This window comes from Sphingobacterium micropteri, from assembly GCF_014692515.1.
In the GTDB taxonomy this organism is placed as follows: domain Bacteria; phylum Bacteroidota; class Bacteroidia; order Sphingobacteriales; family Sphingobacteriaceae; genus Sphingobacterium; species Sphingobacterium micropteri.
In genome coordinates this window covers 112,592-127,629 of sequence record NZ_JACOIK010000016.1, presented here as the reverse complement: position 1 = coordinate 127,629, position 15,038 = coordinate 112,592, and the positions used below count along the sequence as shown (strand labels likewise).

Here is a 15,038-nt window from a genome sequence, read left to right as displayed (position 1 = left end):
TTCGATATTGGCACCATTCGAACCGTAACGGGAATCAGCAATATCTAAATAGAATGGCATCTTTTGAACCGTAATCGCTGGCATCATCCGACCGAAATCAATGGCACTAATCGAACCGTAATATCCAGTTGCTAAAGCAAATAGATTATCTTTATACGAATCTGGCTGATTCTGGCTTTTAAGATATTCTACTAAGTTTTTCTTCAGACAAAGGTATCGCAAAATATCGATTTTTGACTTTTATTACAACAACAGCATATGATGAAGAATTACGAAATGGATTAGAGTCTAATTGAAAATTATCTATTACAAAATCTGCCCAATCTGGAGTGTTCTTGCCACTGGTTTTATAATAAAGAGTACATCCATTCTCTTCTTTACTTTTAAGACTTTGTTTAAATAGCTTTTTAGGATCTGTTACATCTTCTTTTAAAAGATAGATGGTTGGTTTTATAGTGCCCATAACGAGTTAGTTTAGTAAGATACAAGATAAACAATTATAAAATATAATTCAATAAAAACTACTGAGTAGGCAAAGTTAACAACCTGTATTATAAAATTTTACGGAAATACGTAAATGCATTTTGCAATTACAGTCTCGTATAATATATCGATTCTCCTCATTTTTGCGGAATAGCATCTGCCGGATTAAATTCCACAATGAGTTTCCGCATACGGCCTTTGTCGCTAAAATGGCGACCGAGGTTTATGGTTTTATCGAAGAAATCATTTTTCCCATTATCGTCTGTATAATGAAATACCTTTACAGACTTACAATTTTCATGATCAAAAACTTCTTTAAACATCGTACGATCAGAAAGACCACAAGAATGTCCTATAACAAGTACTTGAAAGTGCCCATCATTTAAAAACCTTATTAAATTTCGATAATTGGGGGTTTGCATATAGAAATAAGATTTAATATGTGCAAATAGATCATTATTCCGTTGTTCCTCAAATTGCGTATAAGCAGTATCATGTTCGTCTCCAAATCCAAATATAATAGGGTTATCAGGATTATTTAATTGACCATGAATATGGTTTTCTTTAACACTTAGGTATCTCTTATGCTCATAAATCGCGTCAAGATATGTTTTGAAAGTATTCGTATAATTGAAGTTTAAAACGTATGCTTTATCGTTGTTACGCTCATTTGTAATATCCCATAACTGCCCCTGTATTAAAGACTCTTTATCGAGTAAAGTGTCAAAATCGTCCGTCTTAAAATCAGAAATTAGAGTCGATAGAAGTTTGTTATGTATTTCTATACTAGACCCGTCTTCAGTAGTCAGATACTCTTCAAGTTTGCTTTTCAAAAATTCAAAATCTTTATTTATTCTTCGAAGATAATTCAAATCATGTGCTTGATTTCCATCATTATATTTCTTCAACGCATCAAAATACTCCTGCTCTATATCCACCCATCCGCACTCCAGATAAGCATCAGTTAATCGTTTAAAGAATAATGATTTATAGGACACGGTGTGAGCGGTCAACTCAGACACTTTACCATATTTTTCAATGTTGTCTTTTGCTGTATATCGCCTATTAGGCTCAAAACTCAGATAAGGTTCGAGAAGGCCCCGTTCGTATAAATATTTACTCAACCCTTTTTGTCCTGATAAATTATACAAATCCATAAGCCTATAGTGTTCAAGAACCGATATATGAAGAAATTCATCTTCGTAAGACTGACCATTAGCATATATACCTGTACGTTTAAAACATTCATCCAGATACCAAAAGATAAAATCTTTGTAGCTCGTTTTTAATCCATGAGCCAAGTCAAAGCCGTTTCCAATCAATATCAATCTATTCATAATAATATCAGTATAGTTCTTCAAACTTCATGGCTTGATGCGTTCATACTTCGTCGATTGTCGTTAATCAAGGAAGTTCGTATTTATTCAGCAGGGCATAAAACCCTGTCGTTATTAGCGTGCACTCTTGTTGCCGATTTTGGTGTATTCATATTCCCATTTTCTTTGCAATAGTAGTTACCGCTTACACTACTTAGAGTTTAACCTCAATCAACCTTATTTTTTGAAAGAAGTAGTCATCGTCAAAATTCCCGTTATGAATTTCATGTAACAAATCTTCGGGGATATTTCTTCGCATATATTCAACATATTCGTCAACTACATTCCAATACACTCGTGCTGGGTAACCTGTTCGGATAATCTCTAGCTCAATATCCGGCGCGGATTTCAATACTGTATCCTTTATGTTGCAATAAGGCTTACCTCCTAATTCCACCCTTTTGTTACTAGATTTATACACTACTTTTAAATAAGTCTCTGCATTGCTAGCCTCCCCTGTAACCTCGATGATTCTGAATTTCGAGTCTGGCCCTCCCAGGACGCCTAATGGTTCGTCTTCCGGTCTTATATTGTCGTCTTTACTACAAGATGTTAATGTTATTATTCCTAATACTACTAACGTCGATAATAATTTGATTTTCATCGTTGTTTTTATTTAAGGTTTTGAGGTTAATCTATATTCTTCTAAAGGAGTCCTGTATCCAGACGCAACGTGTAAAATAATCTGAGAATTTCATATGTTCATAATCTAACTTTCAAAGATATGAAAATTGACCGTGTGGGAAATACGGGAAACCGTATGGTTTTCGGCTACTAGCCTACTTGTCTTGTCACAAATTTGGTAAATATTTGTGACAGTCGACAAGACGACAAGATCTTGCTATATCCATTGCGAGCTGTTCTAATGCACTTCTGATAATTTTAAGATTTGATCATTTACTATGACTTCAGGATCCACTATCCGTTTTTTAGTTTTCAACTTTTTATTTTTCAATCCGTTGCTCCGGATTCTATCAATCCACTGCTTTAAATTTAATTTCTGATTAATTTTATCCATAAGATAAAAGTCATCCTCGAAAAAGTCCGGTTCTTCAATGATCCCTGTTCCCAAACAACTTCTAATTATTTCCCTCATTATTAGATTTATCTCTACATTTTCCGGACCTTCAAAATATTCAGCTGTAAGGAAATTATATTTTGACTGAAACCACTTTGCATAATCTTTTGATTTCAGGACGATTCTATTATCAAACCTCACTAAACCATTTATAAACCAAGAAACTTCGGTAGGGGTAACTTCTCCAATCTGACACATATCCCGAAGTGTATAGTCTATCCTATCAGCTGATAAATATGGTAGGGGGTATTCTAGGAGTTTAAATTTTTCCGTATCCATAAACGTCGTTCTATCAATCTGATATTTCTTCAATACGGTGTTTAATTCACGATCCTTTAAAACTTCGTGATATCTTTGTTCATGGTAATCCTCTTCTTCTACTTCAAGTACATAATCAATTAAATGAGAAAATGCGGTATGCGAAATATCATGAATTAATCCGGCAATTTGTTCTTCAATGCCTCCTCCCAGCTTTTATAATGAGCATTACCCCAATCGAATGCTCAAATCTTGTATGATTTACTTTCGGATTACTCAAAAAAATAGAACCTCTTTGATGAATTTTCTTCAATCGCTGAAAGACATTTGTGTTTATGATTTCTTCAAACACTCCTGAAATTTCAGACTCTCCATATATTTTATCTACATATTTTATTTCGCGCTATTGTCCGTTTTGTGAAGTTGTACCTAGACTGCTGCACGAGGCATTCTATATCTGCCATACTATGCTTCAAAATGGCTTGATGGCTAAATTTACGAATTTTAGGGCAGTATGGGATCAGAAAATGTAAATGAATGCATCTCTGGAATAAAACTGTACTATTTACGTAATAGACAATTGTACTTTTAAATATATAAAAGCGGTAAATTACTTTTTTTGTTCTATGTAGAGGGTATAAATGAGGTGGTAACGGAAGTGAAGATTACGCTATATGAAGGTGCTGAGTCCAGCCGCAGTGGTTACTGAGGCCAAGTGAATAAAGACACAAAGGAACAGACGATCTACGAGCCTATGCGAAGGCAAACAATTATATGTCGCATGCGCTAAGATTTAAAATGAAAGGTCGAGGGAAGGCATCCTTTTTTCTAATCAAAGTCAAAGAAATCAGACAGAAACGATTTTTTCTTACGTCCATGTGGAGCATATTTTCCTCGGTCATCATATCTATCCCTTCTTTCATACTCTTCTTTATCATAACGTTGGGCATCTTTTCTATCGTCATAGGTGTTGCCTTGCGTGACCGATTGATGACTTTCACTCCTTTGACTGGCCTGATCCAACAATTTGTCCAACTCCCCTCGATCCAACCATACGCCTCTGCACTTGGGGCAATAGTCGATCTCCACGTTGTGGCGTTCCGTCATCAGTAGTGTTTCGTTGCAGTTTGGACAAGTCATATCTTTTCGATTTTTAATTTAAGAACTACAATATAGAAAAACTCTCCTCAATGCAGCATGTATGTAATCAGATTTAATATTTTTTAACATATTTCGTACTATGATCCGACATTTAGTTTGCATGGCTGTAATCGGTAAATCAGAATATACCCAGCCGTTTTAATATTAGCTGCATATTCTCCATACCTACCCTTCTCGCTTATATAACTGCATACAATGTTACTCGCGACCTGACGCATAACAATATCATTAAATCAATATTAATCCTAGTTACAGTAATCGGAATGATCATTACTTTTGGAGCCATCGGTATAGGTCCCATATATGAATTCTCCATATCGTACTCTATTACCTCAATAGGTATCGCCTACTTGATGAAAATGCAGATTCAGCCTTTTCGCACGACTTGATAATCGTCGATAAAGAATACCGATATACGTGCTGCCCGCAAGAGATCTTCTACCTGCAATCTGCCGGTAGGTTTGAAAGGGTATCTGGTCTTCTCGCGTATACGGTGCGATTCATCCATGAGCAGGACATTAGGCGCGACCTCTCCAGATTTCCTGCCACTTCCTAAACTCGTCCAGCGAAATCTTGTACCGGGCATAATTTCCTTCGTGCATACCTAACAGTTCCGTTTCCAATGCTTCTATGAATTTGTTACGATCATCAGCCGAATTTTGTCGCAATACTTGGTATCGCGACCGTTGTCAATCCCAGTAAATACGATGCTAATAGACCCGTTGGAGCAATGCATATCGCTGAAAATATTTTAAAACAGGAGACAAAGAGAATTCAAGAGATAGGATGATATTCCATAGCGACAGCTATAATGACGTACCAGACTCATTGGAAACAGGATATAAGATATTGGGATGGGACGAATCCACATTGAAAAAGATCAGACAGCTCCTCTCCAATGCAAATTGCCTATCGATATCGACGGGTAAAGAACTGGCCACAATAGGATTCTCTTATAGCGGCTTGGGCAAATACGCTTACAAGCTGTTTGACCAACCACTTAGTGAAGAATTAACTATCTCTTAAGTTCGGCAATGGCAATCCTTGCTTCAGCATAATTAATTTCGTAAGTAATATTTTCGTTGAGCTTTTTAGGTTCGATGGAATTGCTGTCGAATTGGTTCAAAAGCACAAAGCTCTGGGTATACTGTGAAATGATATCCATAATAACCTTCGCCTCGTCTACATTTTCTACATCTTTTGCCTTTTCGGCAATGAATTGCACAGTTTGCTGTAGTTCCTCCAGACGTTTTTGGTTAATGGTATAACCTTGCACAAGGTGTTCTTTAAGACGTTGGGTGGCCCATTGGCGGAATTGGGTGCCACGCTTGGAATTCACACGATATCCTACAGATATAATGGCATCAAGATTGTAATATTCGATCGTCCTTTTGACTTTTCTACTTCCTTCATATTGAACTGTTGCATTTTTTGCAACAGTTGAATCCACATCGAGTTCCCCTTCCTTGTAGATATTGTTTAAGTGTCTTGATATAACAGATTTATCCTTTTCAAAAAGAGCCGCTATCTGATTGAGAGACAACCAAAAAGTTTCATTCTCAAACTGAACTTCAATTTGGATATCTTTATTATTCCCTTGATATATTATTATTTCACCCATGTGCTCTAATTTTATCTGCGTTTCATTGAAACTAACGAGTCATAACGATAGTTGTCATATACTACAAACGTCGTCTTCAACAAGGACTTAGACAACAAGATAACTCCTACATTCCCGAGTCAACAACGCCTGTACTGTTCATTAAGTTTTTAGCTTCTTTGAATTCAACTATTTCATTCTCCGCACTGAGGCTGCATAGGTTTTTAAGAATCTGTCTTAGTTCTGGCTGCTTGATATCGAGTCCATGCTTGTCGGCCAATAAAAGGACGTACATTAGCACATCCGCCAGTTCTTCTTTCAGCTTTTGGGGATCGGCTCCTTCATTGCCTTTCCAGAGAAATAGTTCCAATAGTTCCGAGGCTTCTATACTGAGGGCTACGGCGAGGTCCTTGGAATTGTGGAACTGCTGCCAGTCGCGGGCGTCGTGGAAGTTCCTGATCTGCTGCAAGAGTTGTTCGATATCTGTCATAGTGTGCTTCAAAAACGGCTTGATGGCTAAATTTACGAATTTTGTGGGAGTATTGGGGGTGAAAATTTACAGAAACATTTTCACTAATATTTCCTACTTTTAAAGAGATAAAGGAAATTATGAATTATATCCAAAATCAACTAAAGAAAATTTCGCTATATGAAACCAGATAATTTGACTGAATTTACTGATGATCAGTTATTCCAAAAAATGAAAAATATCAAGAATAACAAAATAATAAACGCCGTCATCGTTGGAGCCACCGTGGGGATCTTCTTTTTTGGAGTAATGAAAAATGGATTGGGGTTGTTTACGTTTTTTCCTTTAGTTATCGGATATCTGGTCATTAAAAATTCGGCAGGGGATAAAATTATTGAACAGGAAATCCGTAAAGAAATGCAGTCTAGGGATCTGGTGTAAAATTTACAACATGAAAAAGTAACCCCCAAGTCCAGTAAAATATCATCGGAAGAAACTGAACGGATGTTTTCTAAGATGGGAGCAGACGGTATTTAGACCAATTTCAAGAGGTTGTTCAGCGGACTGCGAAGGACTTATCGTGGCGTATTGACAAGAATAATAAGACATTTTTTAGAGCACATAGATCTTGGAATTGGACAGGGAGCTGGGGCGAAATGGTGACGATTATAAAATACAAAAACCATCTTTTGATAAACAGCATCTGTGACCCAGACTACGTAAGTTCTAGTATTTCTTATGGTCAGAACAAAAAGAATGTTGATGTATTCAAAAAGAACTTGACAGACGTTTTAAACAATACGCCGATAGAAGTCAAAATTGAAAAAGCAAACAACGAATGGAGTATAAAAAGAATGATAATACGACTTTTTGCATACCCATTTTGCGCTTTTCTGATTGTGTTTGGCGCCTATATGTTAGTAGAGTCATCAACGTTTAATGCGATGATTTCTGGGCTGGTGGCAATGGTAGTCGCTGGAGTTTATTTATATTTGGATATGAAAATCCTGTCACACAAACGAAGGACAAATAGGGATGAGTAATAGAGGTAAAAAACTTGTTATCTGATGAATTCAATGACATTAAAAAAGGGATGTGCTATCATAATAATCTTATGCACACTATTGATCCTGAGCTTCTATTGGATCGTTCTTGAAGCATTCGGCACCAAAATAAGAACCGTGGAAATTGACAAACCTTTAGGAAAATTGATCTGTCGCGAACGATACGATGCGGACTTAGCCGCAATTTTCTATGACATCGATTTCAAGCTTGTAACACACAATGGTGACACGTTGTGCCTAGGAAGTGCCCTATATCATGAAAATGACTGGGCTGATCATATCCAGTTGATAAAGATTGAAGACACTTACTGTATATCGGCACATGACGCTACGTATGCTAAGATTTGTCTTGCTGATAAATGCCATAAAGCAAATGTAAGTTTTACCTTCTCTTCTTTAGATTTAGGAAATGATACCTTATGGAGAAAGTCTAATGAAGAAATCCCTGCGTGGGTTTATCCTGGGTCATCCGTAATTGATTCTATATCTTCCAACCTAATATACGTAAAATATGCTTATAGATTAGGCTTAAGCGAGCCTTTTAGTTATAAAAAACAACGATTGGTGTATCGATTGGATACGAAAACCAATACATTGATAACAGATAGAGTCTATCCAGCTACTGACAATAGCATGTAATGGGGAATATCAACAGACTTCTAAAAAATGAAAATTCATAAATTAATAATGTCATTAACATTGCTGACAATGGCATCATGCGCTACAACTGGTATACGATCTCATAATCGCCTTTCAATACAACAGGGGTATTTTCCGGACTAAATTCATCTTTGATAATCTGTATAGCATCTAAGATCGATTGCTTAGCTTCTTCAACAGTATCTCCGCCTCCGTAAATCCCCTCTGCATTTTCGGCATAGGTACTGAACATATCGGCACTACGCTCAATAACAATTCTCAAAGTTTTCATAATGTTGAACGGCTTGATGGCTAAATTTACGAATTTTGCGGGAGTATTGGGAGAGAAATGGAATTATTGTTGACTGTATCAAATTGGCGCAAATGGATTTTCATTTTGCATGGAGTGTAAATATTGGATATATTAGTGGAGTAAGTATGGGAAAAGGAATGCACCATCCCTTTGTCACCTTGTAAATGAGGTGTGTCTATGTGATACAGCTCGCCTTTTCATCTAATCCTCTTGCATTATCGTATCATAAAAGGTCATCATAAGTCTGTTAAATAGATTGTTTGTATCCAAATTTATTTTAATTTATTTTCTTTTGTTTCCATTATGCTGTATTTTTGTATAAATGAGCGCAATAAAGGATATATCGCAAATCTTTCCCAAACATTTATTTTGGGATGTCGATCCAAAGAATTTAGATATTCAGGATGACAAGGATTTTATTATCCCTAGAGCGCTAATGGCCACAACGGAAGAAACTTTTGTGAAAGATATCCAGCCTCTGGAGCAGCTTTACAGTAAGATGCAAATTGTTAGAGAATTGAGAAAGACAAAAGAGCGCATTAGTAATGAGGTCTGTAAACTTGTTGCTCGTCGTTATCATGTTAGGCAATTTTTACGTTATCAATAATGTCTGCTGTTTCTCCGGTTCTATTAGAGACCATTCGTGAATTACAATCTTTAGAAAGTTTTGATGGCTCTGCTTTGGGTGGCGGCACGAACTTAGCTATACGATACCATCATCGGACATCCACGGACATCGATATCTTTTTCCCTCATATTATTGGAAAAGCGGGCTATGAAAGAGTCAAGGAGGAAGTCCAGAAATTGTATGGTGCACGTGTCTTCGGCCTCCAATTTCCGTGTGATATAGACGACCAGTATATTTTCCTTCGTTTTTTTATTATATGCGATGGAGAAACGATTAAGGTGGAGGTACTTCAAAACATGAAAATGTTCGATAGCATAGAAGATATAGATGGTATTAAATTCATATCGGAACTGGATATAGCATTATTTAAGATGATGTCGGCCGCAAACCGAGCTACTCAAAAAGATATTTATGATCTTGACCTTCTTTCTGAAAAATTCCCATTGATATACCTTTTTGATCAGCTTGAAAGAAAACGTTCTCTATTTTCAGCAGAGGATCATCGTACTATTTTTGATCTCGACGGAGAGACAAATCCATTAGATCAGCCCTTAACTTTATTGAAGTTTGACGACGGAGATATACAAGGCAGAAAATCAAGGCCTCACCATTCACAAAATAGAGTTGACATTATGAAAGATCAGAAAAGTTGGCCAGTAGCCCGATCAAGTTGGCGAAAAAAGATTCGCGCTCTTTTTGACCAATTAAATGTAAAATTCCCAGGGCCTTCCTCTGCTGACGTGGAAGAATAGAACCTGTAACTACAAGCTGATAGCCGTCATGGGGTGCTTCAAAAACGGCTTGATGGCTAAATTTAGGAATTTTGTGGGAGTTTCATTTACTCTTTCTTTATACTTGGTTCGCCTATATGTCCTCTTTCCCTGGCAATATCATTATAGTCTAAAACTTCGATCAATTTTCCATTGCCAAATGATAAAACCCACTAGAAACAATAAGGGAGATAGCAGCGTCAAAAGAACAATGGCGGTGTCTCTCTTATTTAGCCGGATTACAGGGATTTTCATAGGTTATGTTTGTAAATTTCCCTATAACGTCATCGCTTCGCAGTTGTCTTCGCATATCTCGGTGTAATTCGGTGTTATAAAGACAAGTATTTTGTTAAAACTTCTATCTCGAATAATGAATTATTCATATCTGGCATATACCAATTCCCCTTTACAATCCGATTTTTCATACTTTTTATTGGATACAATAAACTCAACTTCTGTAAGGGAGTCATCGAGCTCAACGAAATCTCCAATGATTTCACCCGCAACAGCATAATAGATGTCTTTCTCATCTTCCGTCAGTTCTCTTTCACAATAAACAGACAAGATAAGCTTCTCTTTTTTCAACTTAACACATATATATTTGACCGAACTAATAACGTTAAACAACAAAGCTCTATTAGACGAAAGCCTTAATTTATATAGAATATTCATATTTCAATATTTTAACGGCTACCCCAGTCAAATAAATCTACTTTTGTTTGATTAATAGGCATAATTCTATTAATCTGAATCGCAGGCATTATTCCTTATGGCTGGTGCAGGCATAATCTCATGACTTTATAAATTCGGCAAACTTATCTAGTAAGAAACCAAGTTTTTTCGGATCTCCATACCCTTTAAAGGTTTTACCATCACTCTTTATACTATACCAGTCATCGTCATCATCTATTGATTCTTCAAAAGTTATTTTTCCTTCCACTTCCGTATCTACAATATCCGCCTTAAAACTCCAACCTGGATTATCAATAGTTTGTATTTTTATACTATATGTATGTTCCCAATCATCATCACAATTCGAAGCATACCAATTCATCAATTGCTTTATACTTTCCATAATCGATCTCTTTTGATCCCGTAATTCTTCCTCTCTTGCTGGCCTTATATTTTTCCCCTTGCGAGCTTTATCTTTCTTCCGAAAAAAATGAATATCATAATTGTGTTTAGTTATTCTTCTAAAGTACTGAAAAAATATTGGGTTATAAAATTTGAAAGGTTCCAGCTGGTGCTATTGGTATTTCATCGTCTATTTACTACTTTTAGAAAAAGTATTGCTTAAACAAAAAATAGACTTAAATAATGAAAAGTAGATCGTTTACGGAAGTGAGTGCCGATGAATTCGTCAAAAATATCAATCGCAAATAATAGATGAGCTCAGTTGAGTTTTTTGATAACCAAATTGTACTGGAGAGCGGTAGAGCGCTTTTAAGACCCCTTGCTGCATCAGACATTGATGATTTAGAAAAAATAAGTTATACCGATGGCCTGTGGGAGTATGGTAGGAGAGTAAAAAACAGAAAGGATCTGGAGGAATACATCGAATTCTGTTTAGGGGCTCGAAAATCAAAAAACCTCTACCCTTTTGCTATAATTGACAAACAGGATAAAAAAATAGCAGGGATTACGATGCTCGGCGGGATAGACTTCCCGAATAAGAGGCTGGAAATTGGCTGGACTTGGTTGGGAATAGCTTATCAAGGAACGGGATTGAATCGAGCTTGTAAATCGATATTACTAATGCATGCCTTTGAAGAATTGGGCATGAGAAGAGTGGAATTTAAAGTTGACAATAAAAATATAAAATCTCAAAAAGCGGTTGAAAAACTAGGTGCTTTTAAAGAGGGATGTTTAAGAAATTATGCGATACAATCGTATGGAAATAGTAGCGGTACAATTGTATACAGTATAATTGACGAGGAATGGACAACATTGAAAAATGACATGTAAAGTTTTTTCAGGACGATACAGTAACAGATTTAGTAAATATTTGTTACTGCATAAATAGTATTTGAGATTAAGATGTTAAGTGAAATTTGTATAGTAGTCAAGGGCACTTATCTTTGCATTCACACATTTGACCAAATCAAAGCTTATAAAACAACGATGTCTCGATCAGTAAGAAAAACTAAAATATTCGGAATCACTGCAGCCGATACGGAAAAACAAGACAAAAAACGATGGAATAGAACTTTTAGGAAAGTTTGTAAAAAACTAATCCGTCTAGAAAAAGAGGCTCCAACTAAAATCCAAGGTGTAACTAACGTTTGGGATGGTGCAAAAGATGGCAAAAAGTATTACCGTGGTGCTACAAAAAAAGATATGAGGAAATAGTTTTTCATAGAATTTAAACTTACCCACTTATCATATACCGCATCAAAATACGGCGTACATCTTTATTATCGGCTCTATAGCTGATGTATTTTAGCAGCTGGTCCCCAGGTGTTTCCCGGGCACAAAAGCCGAACCCTCTGTAGATACCGCGCTCGATATAGACCAGCCCCTTTTCCGCCGAACTTCTGCCTTCTACCTCAAATAGTTTGGTAAACCGCTCGAAACGATGGGCATGCAAAAACGTATCGACACGCTGGTTATAGCTTTCGGGAGGTTCCTGATCAATGCAGGCACCATAGCAGCTCTTAATCTGGTAATGAAAACAGGCAGACCGTGTTTTATAGAGTCCGTTTATTTTCGGACAGAGCTTATATTTTTCCGTGAGCCGATAAAGGGTGTTTTTCGCCTCCGTCATCCCGGCAAAGGTAATGATCTCGTCTCCCCGCTCCTGGTTATTCGCAATGTGCAGTGCCTTATAGCCATTTTCGTGCTGTATATATAATCCGAACGGATCCATAGTACGCCGCTGTGTACAGTTATAAAGCGGCTGGTGGCGCTTGATAAGGTCGGACTCATAAAGCAGGGAGATGAGTTCGCTCCCCATTGGCTCGTAGGCGATACGTGTCACCGTGCGTTGTATTTTGCGCGATTTACTGTCTTTGCCTTGAAAATGTTGCTGCACACGCTTACGGATGTGTATGCTCTTGCCGATGTAGACCAGATCGTCGTGTTGGGTGTAGAAGAAATAGACACCCGGCAGGCCGGGCAGTCTTTCGATCATAGCTTGCAATTCTGCTGTCATTCGTTAAATCTGCTGCGTATCATGTTCAGACGTTAATAACACTTTGTTCAAAATCTGAATAACAAAAATACTAATATTTTTAGTTTTTAGAAATATTAGTTATATTTGAGGCTTATAAGTTCTAACACCAAAAAAGTTATCATAAACTGAGTAAATTATGAGTAAGACCAATGAAATAGCAATAACGGAAGAGAACGTGATGAACAAGATTTACTACATCAGGGGGCAAAAAGTCATGTTAGATAGTATCTTAGCAGAATTATACGGAGTCGAGACCAAGGTATTAAGAAGTCCCCAAGCCATCCCACACTAGGCTCCTATTTGTTATCTTGGAGTAGTGTTTAGCAGGAGTATAAATTAGCACTAATTCGGTAAAAGGAAGTATGTGCAAGGTCAACTTCATTTAATTGACCGTCATTTTTAAATAATGCGCTGTAATATCTATCTTTATTTTTTCAGAAGGAGCAGATAATATTAAATTTTCTTTCACAATAGAAATCTAATAACCCTCTTCGACATCATACATTTTTTCGTAGTTTTATAAATGGATGTGCATAATAAAAACACATCTCAATCAATAATATTTAATAATTGATGATTTTATACATTTTATCTATTGTAGGCATCGCTTTATTATCGGTAACTGCGATAGACGCGTTAGGTGCTATAGCTTCCAGAAAGTTTCGATTCAACTATGGTTATTTTGCTATTTTGTCGTTCATTACATATTTCTTCACAGGATACTACTTATCTTTCGTCACCTCCCCAAATTCGGTTTTACTTTTGTGCGGTATGGTCGGAATATTTGATGGAACAATCGGTTTTAAAATTGCGAAGAAATTAAAACCATACGCAGGAAAGGTAAATTATGATGAAATTAAACATGATTATTCCATCGTACTAATAATTTTCTTCTTAGCTATAATAGTAGGAGCGCTGGGTCATGCAATAGCTTAATTCGTGCTCGATATTAAAAATGAAAGAACAAATTAAACGTAATTTCAATGGATATCAGACGCCAGTTAACGGATTACAACTAAAATTTGTTCCACCTTTTTAGTCGGTTTAGAATAATTAACTTTACTCCATGGACACAAGCTTATCCCCTATTATTACAGCCGAGGATTTAACACCTTGTTGTAGTTGCTGCACACATACATTGAACGGAGTAGTTTTCTAATGGGAAATCTGCCAAAACTGATTACAAATTGAAACGATATCAATATAAAGATCTGACAATTGAAATACTTGATGAGCAAGATTATAGATTGGGATCGGCAGATAATTCTTTCTTTTACAAGAAACAATATTTCGGTATTGATGCACAAGAATATCCGACTTCAAAACACGGCATCAAGGTTTGGCGAGACGACCAAGTAATTGATAGTTGTATCATAATTGGCTCCGGTGGCGCTACAGGTATTCATCAAAATTCTTCGCTACTTGACGACGAGCATTTACTAATTTGCTGTTGCGACACCATATTTTGCGTTACGCTTCCATATCTAAACTTAGAATGGAAGACGCAGGCCGACCCAGCCACATGTTTTCAGGTATTTAAATTACAAGATGACTATGTTGTTCACGGTGAACTTCAAATAGTTAGGATTAATAAAAAGGGAATAATAAAATGGGAATTTAGTGCTGCAGATATTTTTGTCTCGGTAGACAATAAGGAAGAATTTAAAATCGAAAATGACGGAATTTTACTTACGGATTTTTCTAATACGAAATATAAAATTGGTTTTGATGGAAAACTAATTTCGGATACTTATGGCAAGTTATAACTAATCAACCGTTCCCTTATCATGAAAATCTAGGGATTGATGAAGATGAGTACCGGTCGATCTTAACCGCTTTGGATTCCGAAAGATTGATAAAAGTAGATTCGACAAGCGTACGTATTATTCATTCGGAGCCTTTCGACGCGACACTATTTAGATGTACTATCGGTAAAATCGAGGAAACTGATGATATTATATTGTATATTACGGCGAAGATAATTGAACAGGGACAACCAGCTGTTGATACGAAGTTGATGTTAGTGC

General features: G+C 36.5%; 23 protein-coding genes. 10 read left to right on the top strand and 13 right to left on the bottom strand.

Going from position 1 to position 15,038, the window contains the following annotated elements; translation table 11 throughout:
- The 7 genes from H8B06_RS20735 to H8B06_RS19225 form a co-directional block, all read right to left on the bottom strand.
- The coding region (locus tag H8B06_RS20735; protein ID WP_223857787.1) for a hypothetical protein at window positions 1-222 on the bottom strand (222 nt) is incomplete at its 3' end.
- Entirely contained in the window at window positions 179-463 is a 285-nt protein-coding gene (locus H8B06_RS19250; protein WP_190995821.1) for a DUF6119 family protein, read from the bottom strand. The genes H8B06_RS20735 and H8B06_RS19250, both read right to left, overlap by 44 nt.
- Window positions 464-620: 157 nt before the next feature.
- Window positions 621-1,820 carry an AbiH family protein gene (locus H8B06_RS19245; protein WP_190995820.1) on the bottom strand — a complete coding sequence of 400 codons (1,200 nt, stop codon included), beginning with the start codon at window positions 1,818-1,820 and terminating at the stop codon, window positions 621-623.
- A 193-nt stretch (window positions 1,821-2,013) separates the two neighbouring features.
- On the bottom strand, window positions 2,014-2,463 hold the full coding sequence (locus tag H8B06_RS19240; protein WP_190995819.1) for a hypothetical protein: 450 nt from the start codon (window positions 2,461-2,463) through the stop codon (window positions 2,014-2,016).
- 258 nt (window positions 2,464-2,721) lie between these two features.
- Complete coding sequence (locus H8B06_RS20730) at window positions 2,722-3,216, bottom strand: hypothetical protein (RefSeq protein WP_223857786.1); 495 nt, start codon at window positions 3,214-3,216, stop codon at window positions 2,722-2,724.
- Window positions 3,217-4,023: 807 nt separating this feature from the next.
- A complete protein-coding gene (locus H8B06_RS19230; RefSeq protein ID WP_190995818.1) occupies window positions 4,024-4,335 on the bottom strand; it encodes a TFIIB-type zinc ribbon-containing protein in 312 nt (103 codons plus the stop codon).
- 388 nt (window positions 4,336-4,723) lie between these two features.
- Window positions 4,724-4,942, bottom strand: a complete 219-nt coding sequence (locus tag H8B06_RS19225) for a DNA/RNA helicase domain-containing protein (protein ID WP_190995817.1) — start codon at window positions 4,940-4,942, stop codon at window positions 4,724-4,726.
- 200 nt (window positions 4,943-5,142) lie between these two features.
- On the opposite strand from H8B06_RS19225, the gene H8B06_RS19220 reads away from it, so the two are divergent.
- Window positions 5,143-5,382: a hypothetical protein gene (locus H8B06_RS19220; RefSeq protein WP_190995816.1), complete on the top strand. Its 240-nt coding sequence runs from the start codon at window positions 5,143-5,145 to the stop codon at window positions 5,380-5,382.
- Here the strand turns inward: H8B06_RS19220 and H8B06_RS19215 are convergent.
- Complete coding sequence (locus H8B06_RS19215; RefSeq protein ID WP_190995815.1) at window positions 5,372-5,977, bottom strand: virulence RhuM family protein; 606 nt, start codon at window positions 5,975-5,977, stop codon at window positions 5,372-5,374. The genes H8B06_RS19220 and H8B06_RS19215 overlap by 11 nt on opposite strands.
- Window positions 5,978-6,083: 106 nt before the next feature.
- A complete protein-coding gene (locus tag H8B06_RS19210; RefSeq protein ID WP_223857785.1) occupies window positions 6,084-6,458 on the bottom strand; it encodes a nucleotide pyrophosphohydrolase in 375 nt (124 codons plus the stop codon).
- A gap of 147 nt (window positions 6,459-6,605) precedes the next feature.
- On the opposite strand from H8B06_RS19210, the gene H8B06_RS19205 reads away from it, so the two are divergent.
- Both H8B06_RS19205 and H8B06_RS19200 read left to right on the top strand, forming a co-directional pair.
- Window positions 6,606-6,866: a hypothetical protein gene (locus H8B06_RS19205; protein ID WP_190308869.1), complete on the top strand. Its 261-nt coding sequence runs from the start codon at window positions 6,606-6,608 to the stop codon at window positions 6,864-6,866.
- Window positions 6,867-7,492: 626 nt separating this feature from the next.
- Complete coding sequence (locus tag H8B06_RS19200; RefSeq protein WP_190995814.1) at window positions 7,493-8,128, top strand: hypothetical protein; 636 nt, start codon at window positions 7,493-7,495, stop codon at window positions 8,126-8,128.
- Window positions 8,129-8,210: 82 nt separating this feature from the next.
- On the opposite strand, the gene H8B06_RS19195 is transcribed toward H8B06_RS19200, so the two are convergent.
- Complete coding sequence (locus H8B06_RS19195; protein WP_190995813.1) at window positions 8,211-8,420, bottom strand: hypothetical protein; 210 nt, start codon at window positions 8,418-8,420, stop codon at window positions 8,211-8,213.
- Window positions 8,421-8,763: 343 nt separating this feature from the next.
- Here H8B06_RS19195 and H8B06_RS19190 point away from each other — a divergent pair, with 343 nt between their 5' ends.
- Window positions 8,764-9,048 (top strand): DUF6922 domain-containing protein, encoded by a 285-nt coding sequence (locus H8B06_RS19190; protein ID WP_190995812.1) that lies wholly within the window; start codon window positions 8,764-8,766, stop codon window positions 9,046-9,048.
- Window positions 9,048-9,821, top strand: a complete 774-nt coding sequence (locus tag H8B06_RS19185) for a nucleotidyl transferase AbiEii/AbiGii toxin family protein (protein WP_190995811.1) — start codon at window positions 9,048-9,050, stop codon at window positions 9,819-9,821. Before H8B06_RS19190 ends, H8B06_RS19185 begins: the two co-directional genes overlap by 1 nt.
- A 393-nt stretch (window positions 9,822-10,214) precedes the next feature.
- Here the strand turns inward: H8B06_RS19185 and H8B06_RS19180 are convergent, their stop codons facing one another.
- Window positions 10,215-10,511, bottom strand: coding sequence for a hypothetical protein (locus H8B06_RS19180; RefSeq protein ID WP_190995810.1), 297 nt, complete (start codon window positions 10,509-10,511; stop codon window positions 10,215-10,217).
- 118 nt (window positions 10,512-10,629) lie between these two features.
- Window positions 10,630-10,914 carry an Imm53 family immunity protein gene (locus H8B06_RS19175; protein WP_190995809.1) on the bottom strand — a complete coding sequence of 95 codons (285 nt, stop codon included), beginning with the start codon at window positions 10,912-10,914 and terminating at the stop codon, window positions 10,630-10,632.
- Between the two features lie 311 nt (window positions 10,915-11,225).
- On the opposite strand from H8B06_RS19175, the gene H8B06_RS19170 reads away from it, so the two are divergent.
- Both H8B06_RS19170 and H8B06_RS19165 read left to right on the top strand, forming a co-directional pair.
- Window positions 11,226-11,804, top strand: a complete 579-nt coding sequence (locus H8B06_RS19170) for a GNAT family N-acetyltransferase (protein WP_190995808.1) — start codon at window positions 11,226-11,228, stop codon at window positions 11,802-11,804.
- Window positions 11,805-11,876: 72 nt separating this feature from the next.
- The gene (locus H8B06_RS19165; protein ID WP_190995807.1) at window positions 11,877-12,188 is read left to right on the top strand and encodes a hypothetical protein; all 312 of its coding nucleotides are present in this window, start codon (window positions 11,877-11,879) and stop codon (window positions 12,186-12,188) included.
- 19 nt (window positions 12,189-12,207) lie between these two features.
- Here H8B06_RS19165 and H8B06_RS19160 read toward each other — a convergent pair whose 3' ends face one another.
- Window positions 12,208-12,990 carry a GIY-YIG nuclease family protein gene (locus H8B06_RS19160; protein WP_190995806.1) on the bottom strand — a complete coding sequence of 261 codons (783 nt, stop codon included), beginning with the start codon at window positions 12,988-12,990 and terminating at the stop codon, window positions 12,208-12,210.
- 157 nt (window positions 12,991-13,147) lie between these two features.
- Here H8B06_RS19160 and H8B06_RS19155 point away from each other — a divergent pair, with 157 nt between their 5' ends.
- The 3 genes from H8B06_RS19155 (at window position 13,148) to H8B06_RS19145 (ending at window position 14,777) form a co-directional block, all read left to right on the top strand.
- Window positions 13,148-13,303: an ORF6N domain-containing protein gene (locus tag H8B06_RS19155; protein WP_190995805.1), complete on the top strand. Its 156-nt coding sequence runs from the start codon at window positions 13,148-13,150 to the stop codon at window positions 13,301-13,303.
- A 278-nt stretch (window positions 13,304-13,581) separates the two neighbouring features.
- Window positions 13,582-13,947, top strand: a complete 366-nt coding sequence (locus H8B06_RS19150) for a hypothetical protein (protein WP_190995804.1) — start codon at window positions 13,582-13,584, stop codon at window positions 13,945-13,947.
- 251 nt (window positions 13,948-14,198) lie between these two features.
- Window positions 14,199-14,777, top strand: coding sequence for a hypothetical protein (locus tag H8B06_RS19145; RefSeq protein ID WP_190995803.1), 579 nt, complete (start codon window positions 14,199-14,201; stop codon window positions 14,775-14,777).
- Window positions 14,778-15,038 lie beyond the last annotated feature (261 nt).

Coding starts and splice junctions, on each gene's coding strand:
- H8B06_RS19225 (WP_190995817.1), bottom strand. CDS start 4,942: ATGCCCGGTACAAGATTTCGCTGGACGAGTTTAGGAAGTGGCAGGAAA.
- H8B06_RS19175 (WP_190995809.1), bottom strand. CDS start 10,914: ATGGAAAGTATAAAGCAATTGATGAATTGGTATGCTTCGAATTGTGAT.
- H8B06_RS19160 (WP_190995806.1), bottom strand. CDS start 12,990: ATGACAGCAGAATTGCAAGCTATGATCGAAAGACTGCCCGGCCTGCCG.
- H8B06_RS19200 (WP_190995814.1), top strand. CDS start 7,493: ATGAATTCAATGACATTAAAAAAGGGATGTGCTATCATAATAATCTTA.
- H8B06_RS20730 (WP_223857786.1), bottom strand. CDS start 3,216: ATGGATACGGAAAAATTTAAACTCCTAGAATACCCCCTACCATATTTA.
- H8B06_RS19230 (WP_190995818.1), bottom strand. CDS start 4,335: ATGACTTGTCCAAACTGCAACGAAACACTACTGATGACGGAACGCCAC.
- H8B06_RS19205 (WP_190308869.1), top strand. CDS start 6,606: ATGAAACCAGATAATTTGACTGAATTTACTGATGATCAGTTATTCCAA.
- H8B06_RS19245 (WP_190995820.1), bottom strand. CDS start 1,820: ATGAATAGATTGATATTGATTGGAAACGGCTTTGACTTGGCTCATGGA.
- H8B06_RS19250 (WP_190995821.1), bottom strand. CDS start 463: ATGGGCACTATAAAACCAACCATCTATCTTTTAAAAGAAGATGTAACA.
- H8B06_RS19195 (WP_190995813.1), bottom strand. CDS start 8,420: ATGAAAACTTTGAGAATTGTTATTGAGCGTAGTGCCGATATGTTCAGT.
- H8B06_RS19170 (WP_190995808.1), top strand. CDS start 11,226: ATGAGCTCAGTTGAGTTTTTTGATAACCAAATTGTACTGGAGAGCGGT.
- H8B06_RS19190 (WP_190995812.1), top strand. CDS start 8,764: ATGAGCGCAATAAAGGATATATCGCAAATCTTTCCCAAACATTTATTT.
- H8B06_RS19215 (WP_190995815.1), bottom strand. CDS start 5,977: ATGGGTGAAATAATAATATATCAAGGGAATAATAAAGATATCCAAATT.
- H8B06_RS19185 (WP_190995811.1), top strand. CDS start 9,048: ATGTCTGCTGTTTCTCCGGTTCTATTAGAGACCATTCGTGAATTACAA.
- H8B06_RS19180 (WP_190995810.1), bottom strand. CDS start 10,511: ATGAATATTCTATATAAATTAAGGCTTTCGTCTAATAGAGCTTTGTTG.
- H8B06_RS19155 (WP_190995805.1), top strand. CDS start 13,148: ATGAGTAAGACCAATGAAATAGCAATAACGGAAGAGAACGTGATGAAC.
- H8B06_RS19165 (WP_190995807.1), top strand. CDS start 11,877: ATGTTAAGTGAAATTTGTATAGTAGTCAAGGGCACTTATCTTTGCATT.
- H8B06_RS19240 (WP_190995819.1), bottom strand. CDS start 2,463: ATGAAAATCAAATTATTATCGACGTTAGTAGTATTAGGAATAATAACA.
- H8B06_RS19220 (WP_190995816.1), top strand. CDS start 5,143: ATGATATTCCATAGCGACAGCTATAATGACGTACCAGACTCATTGGAA.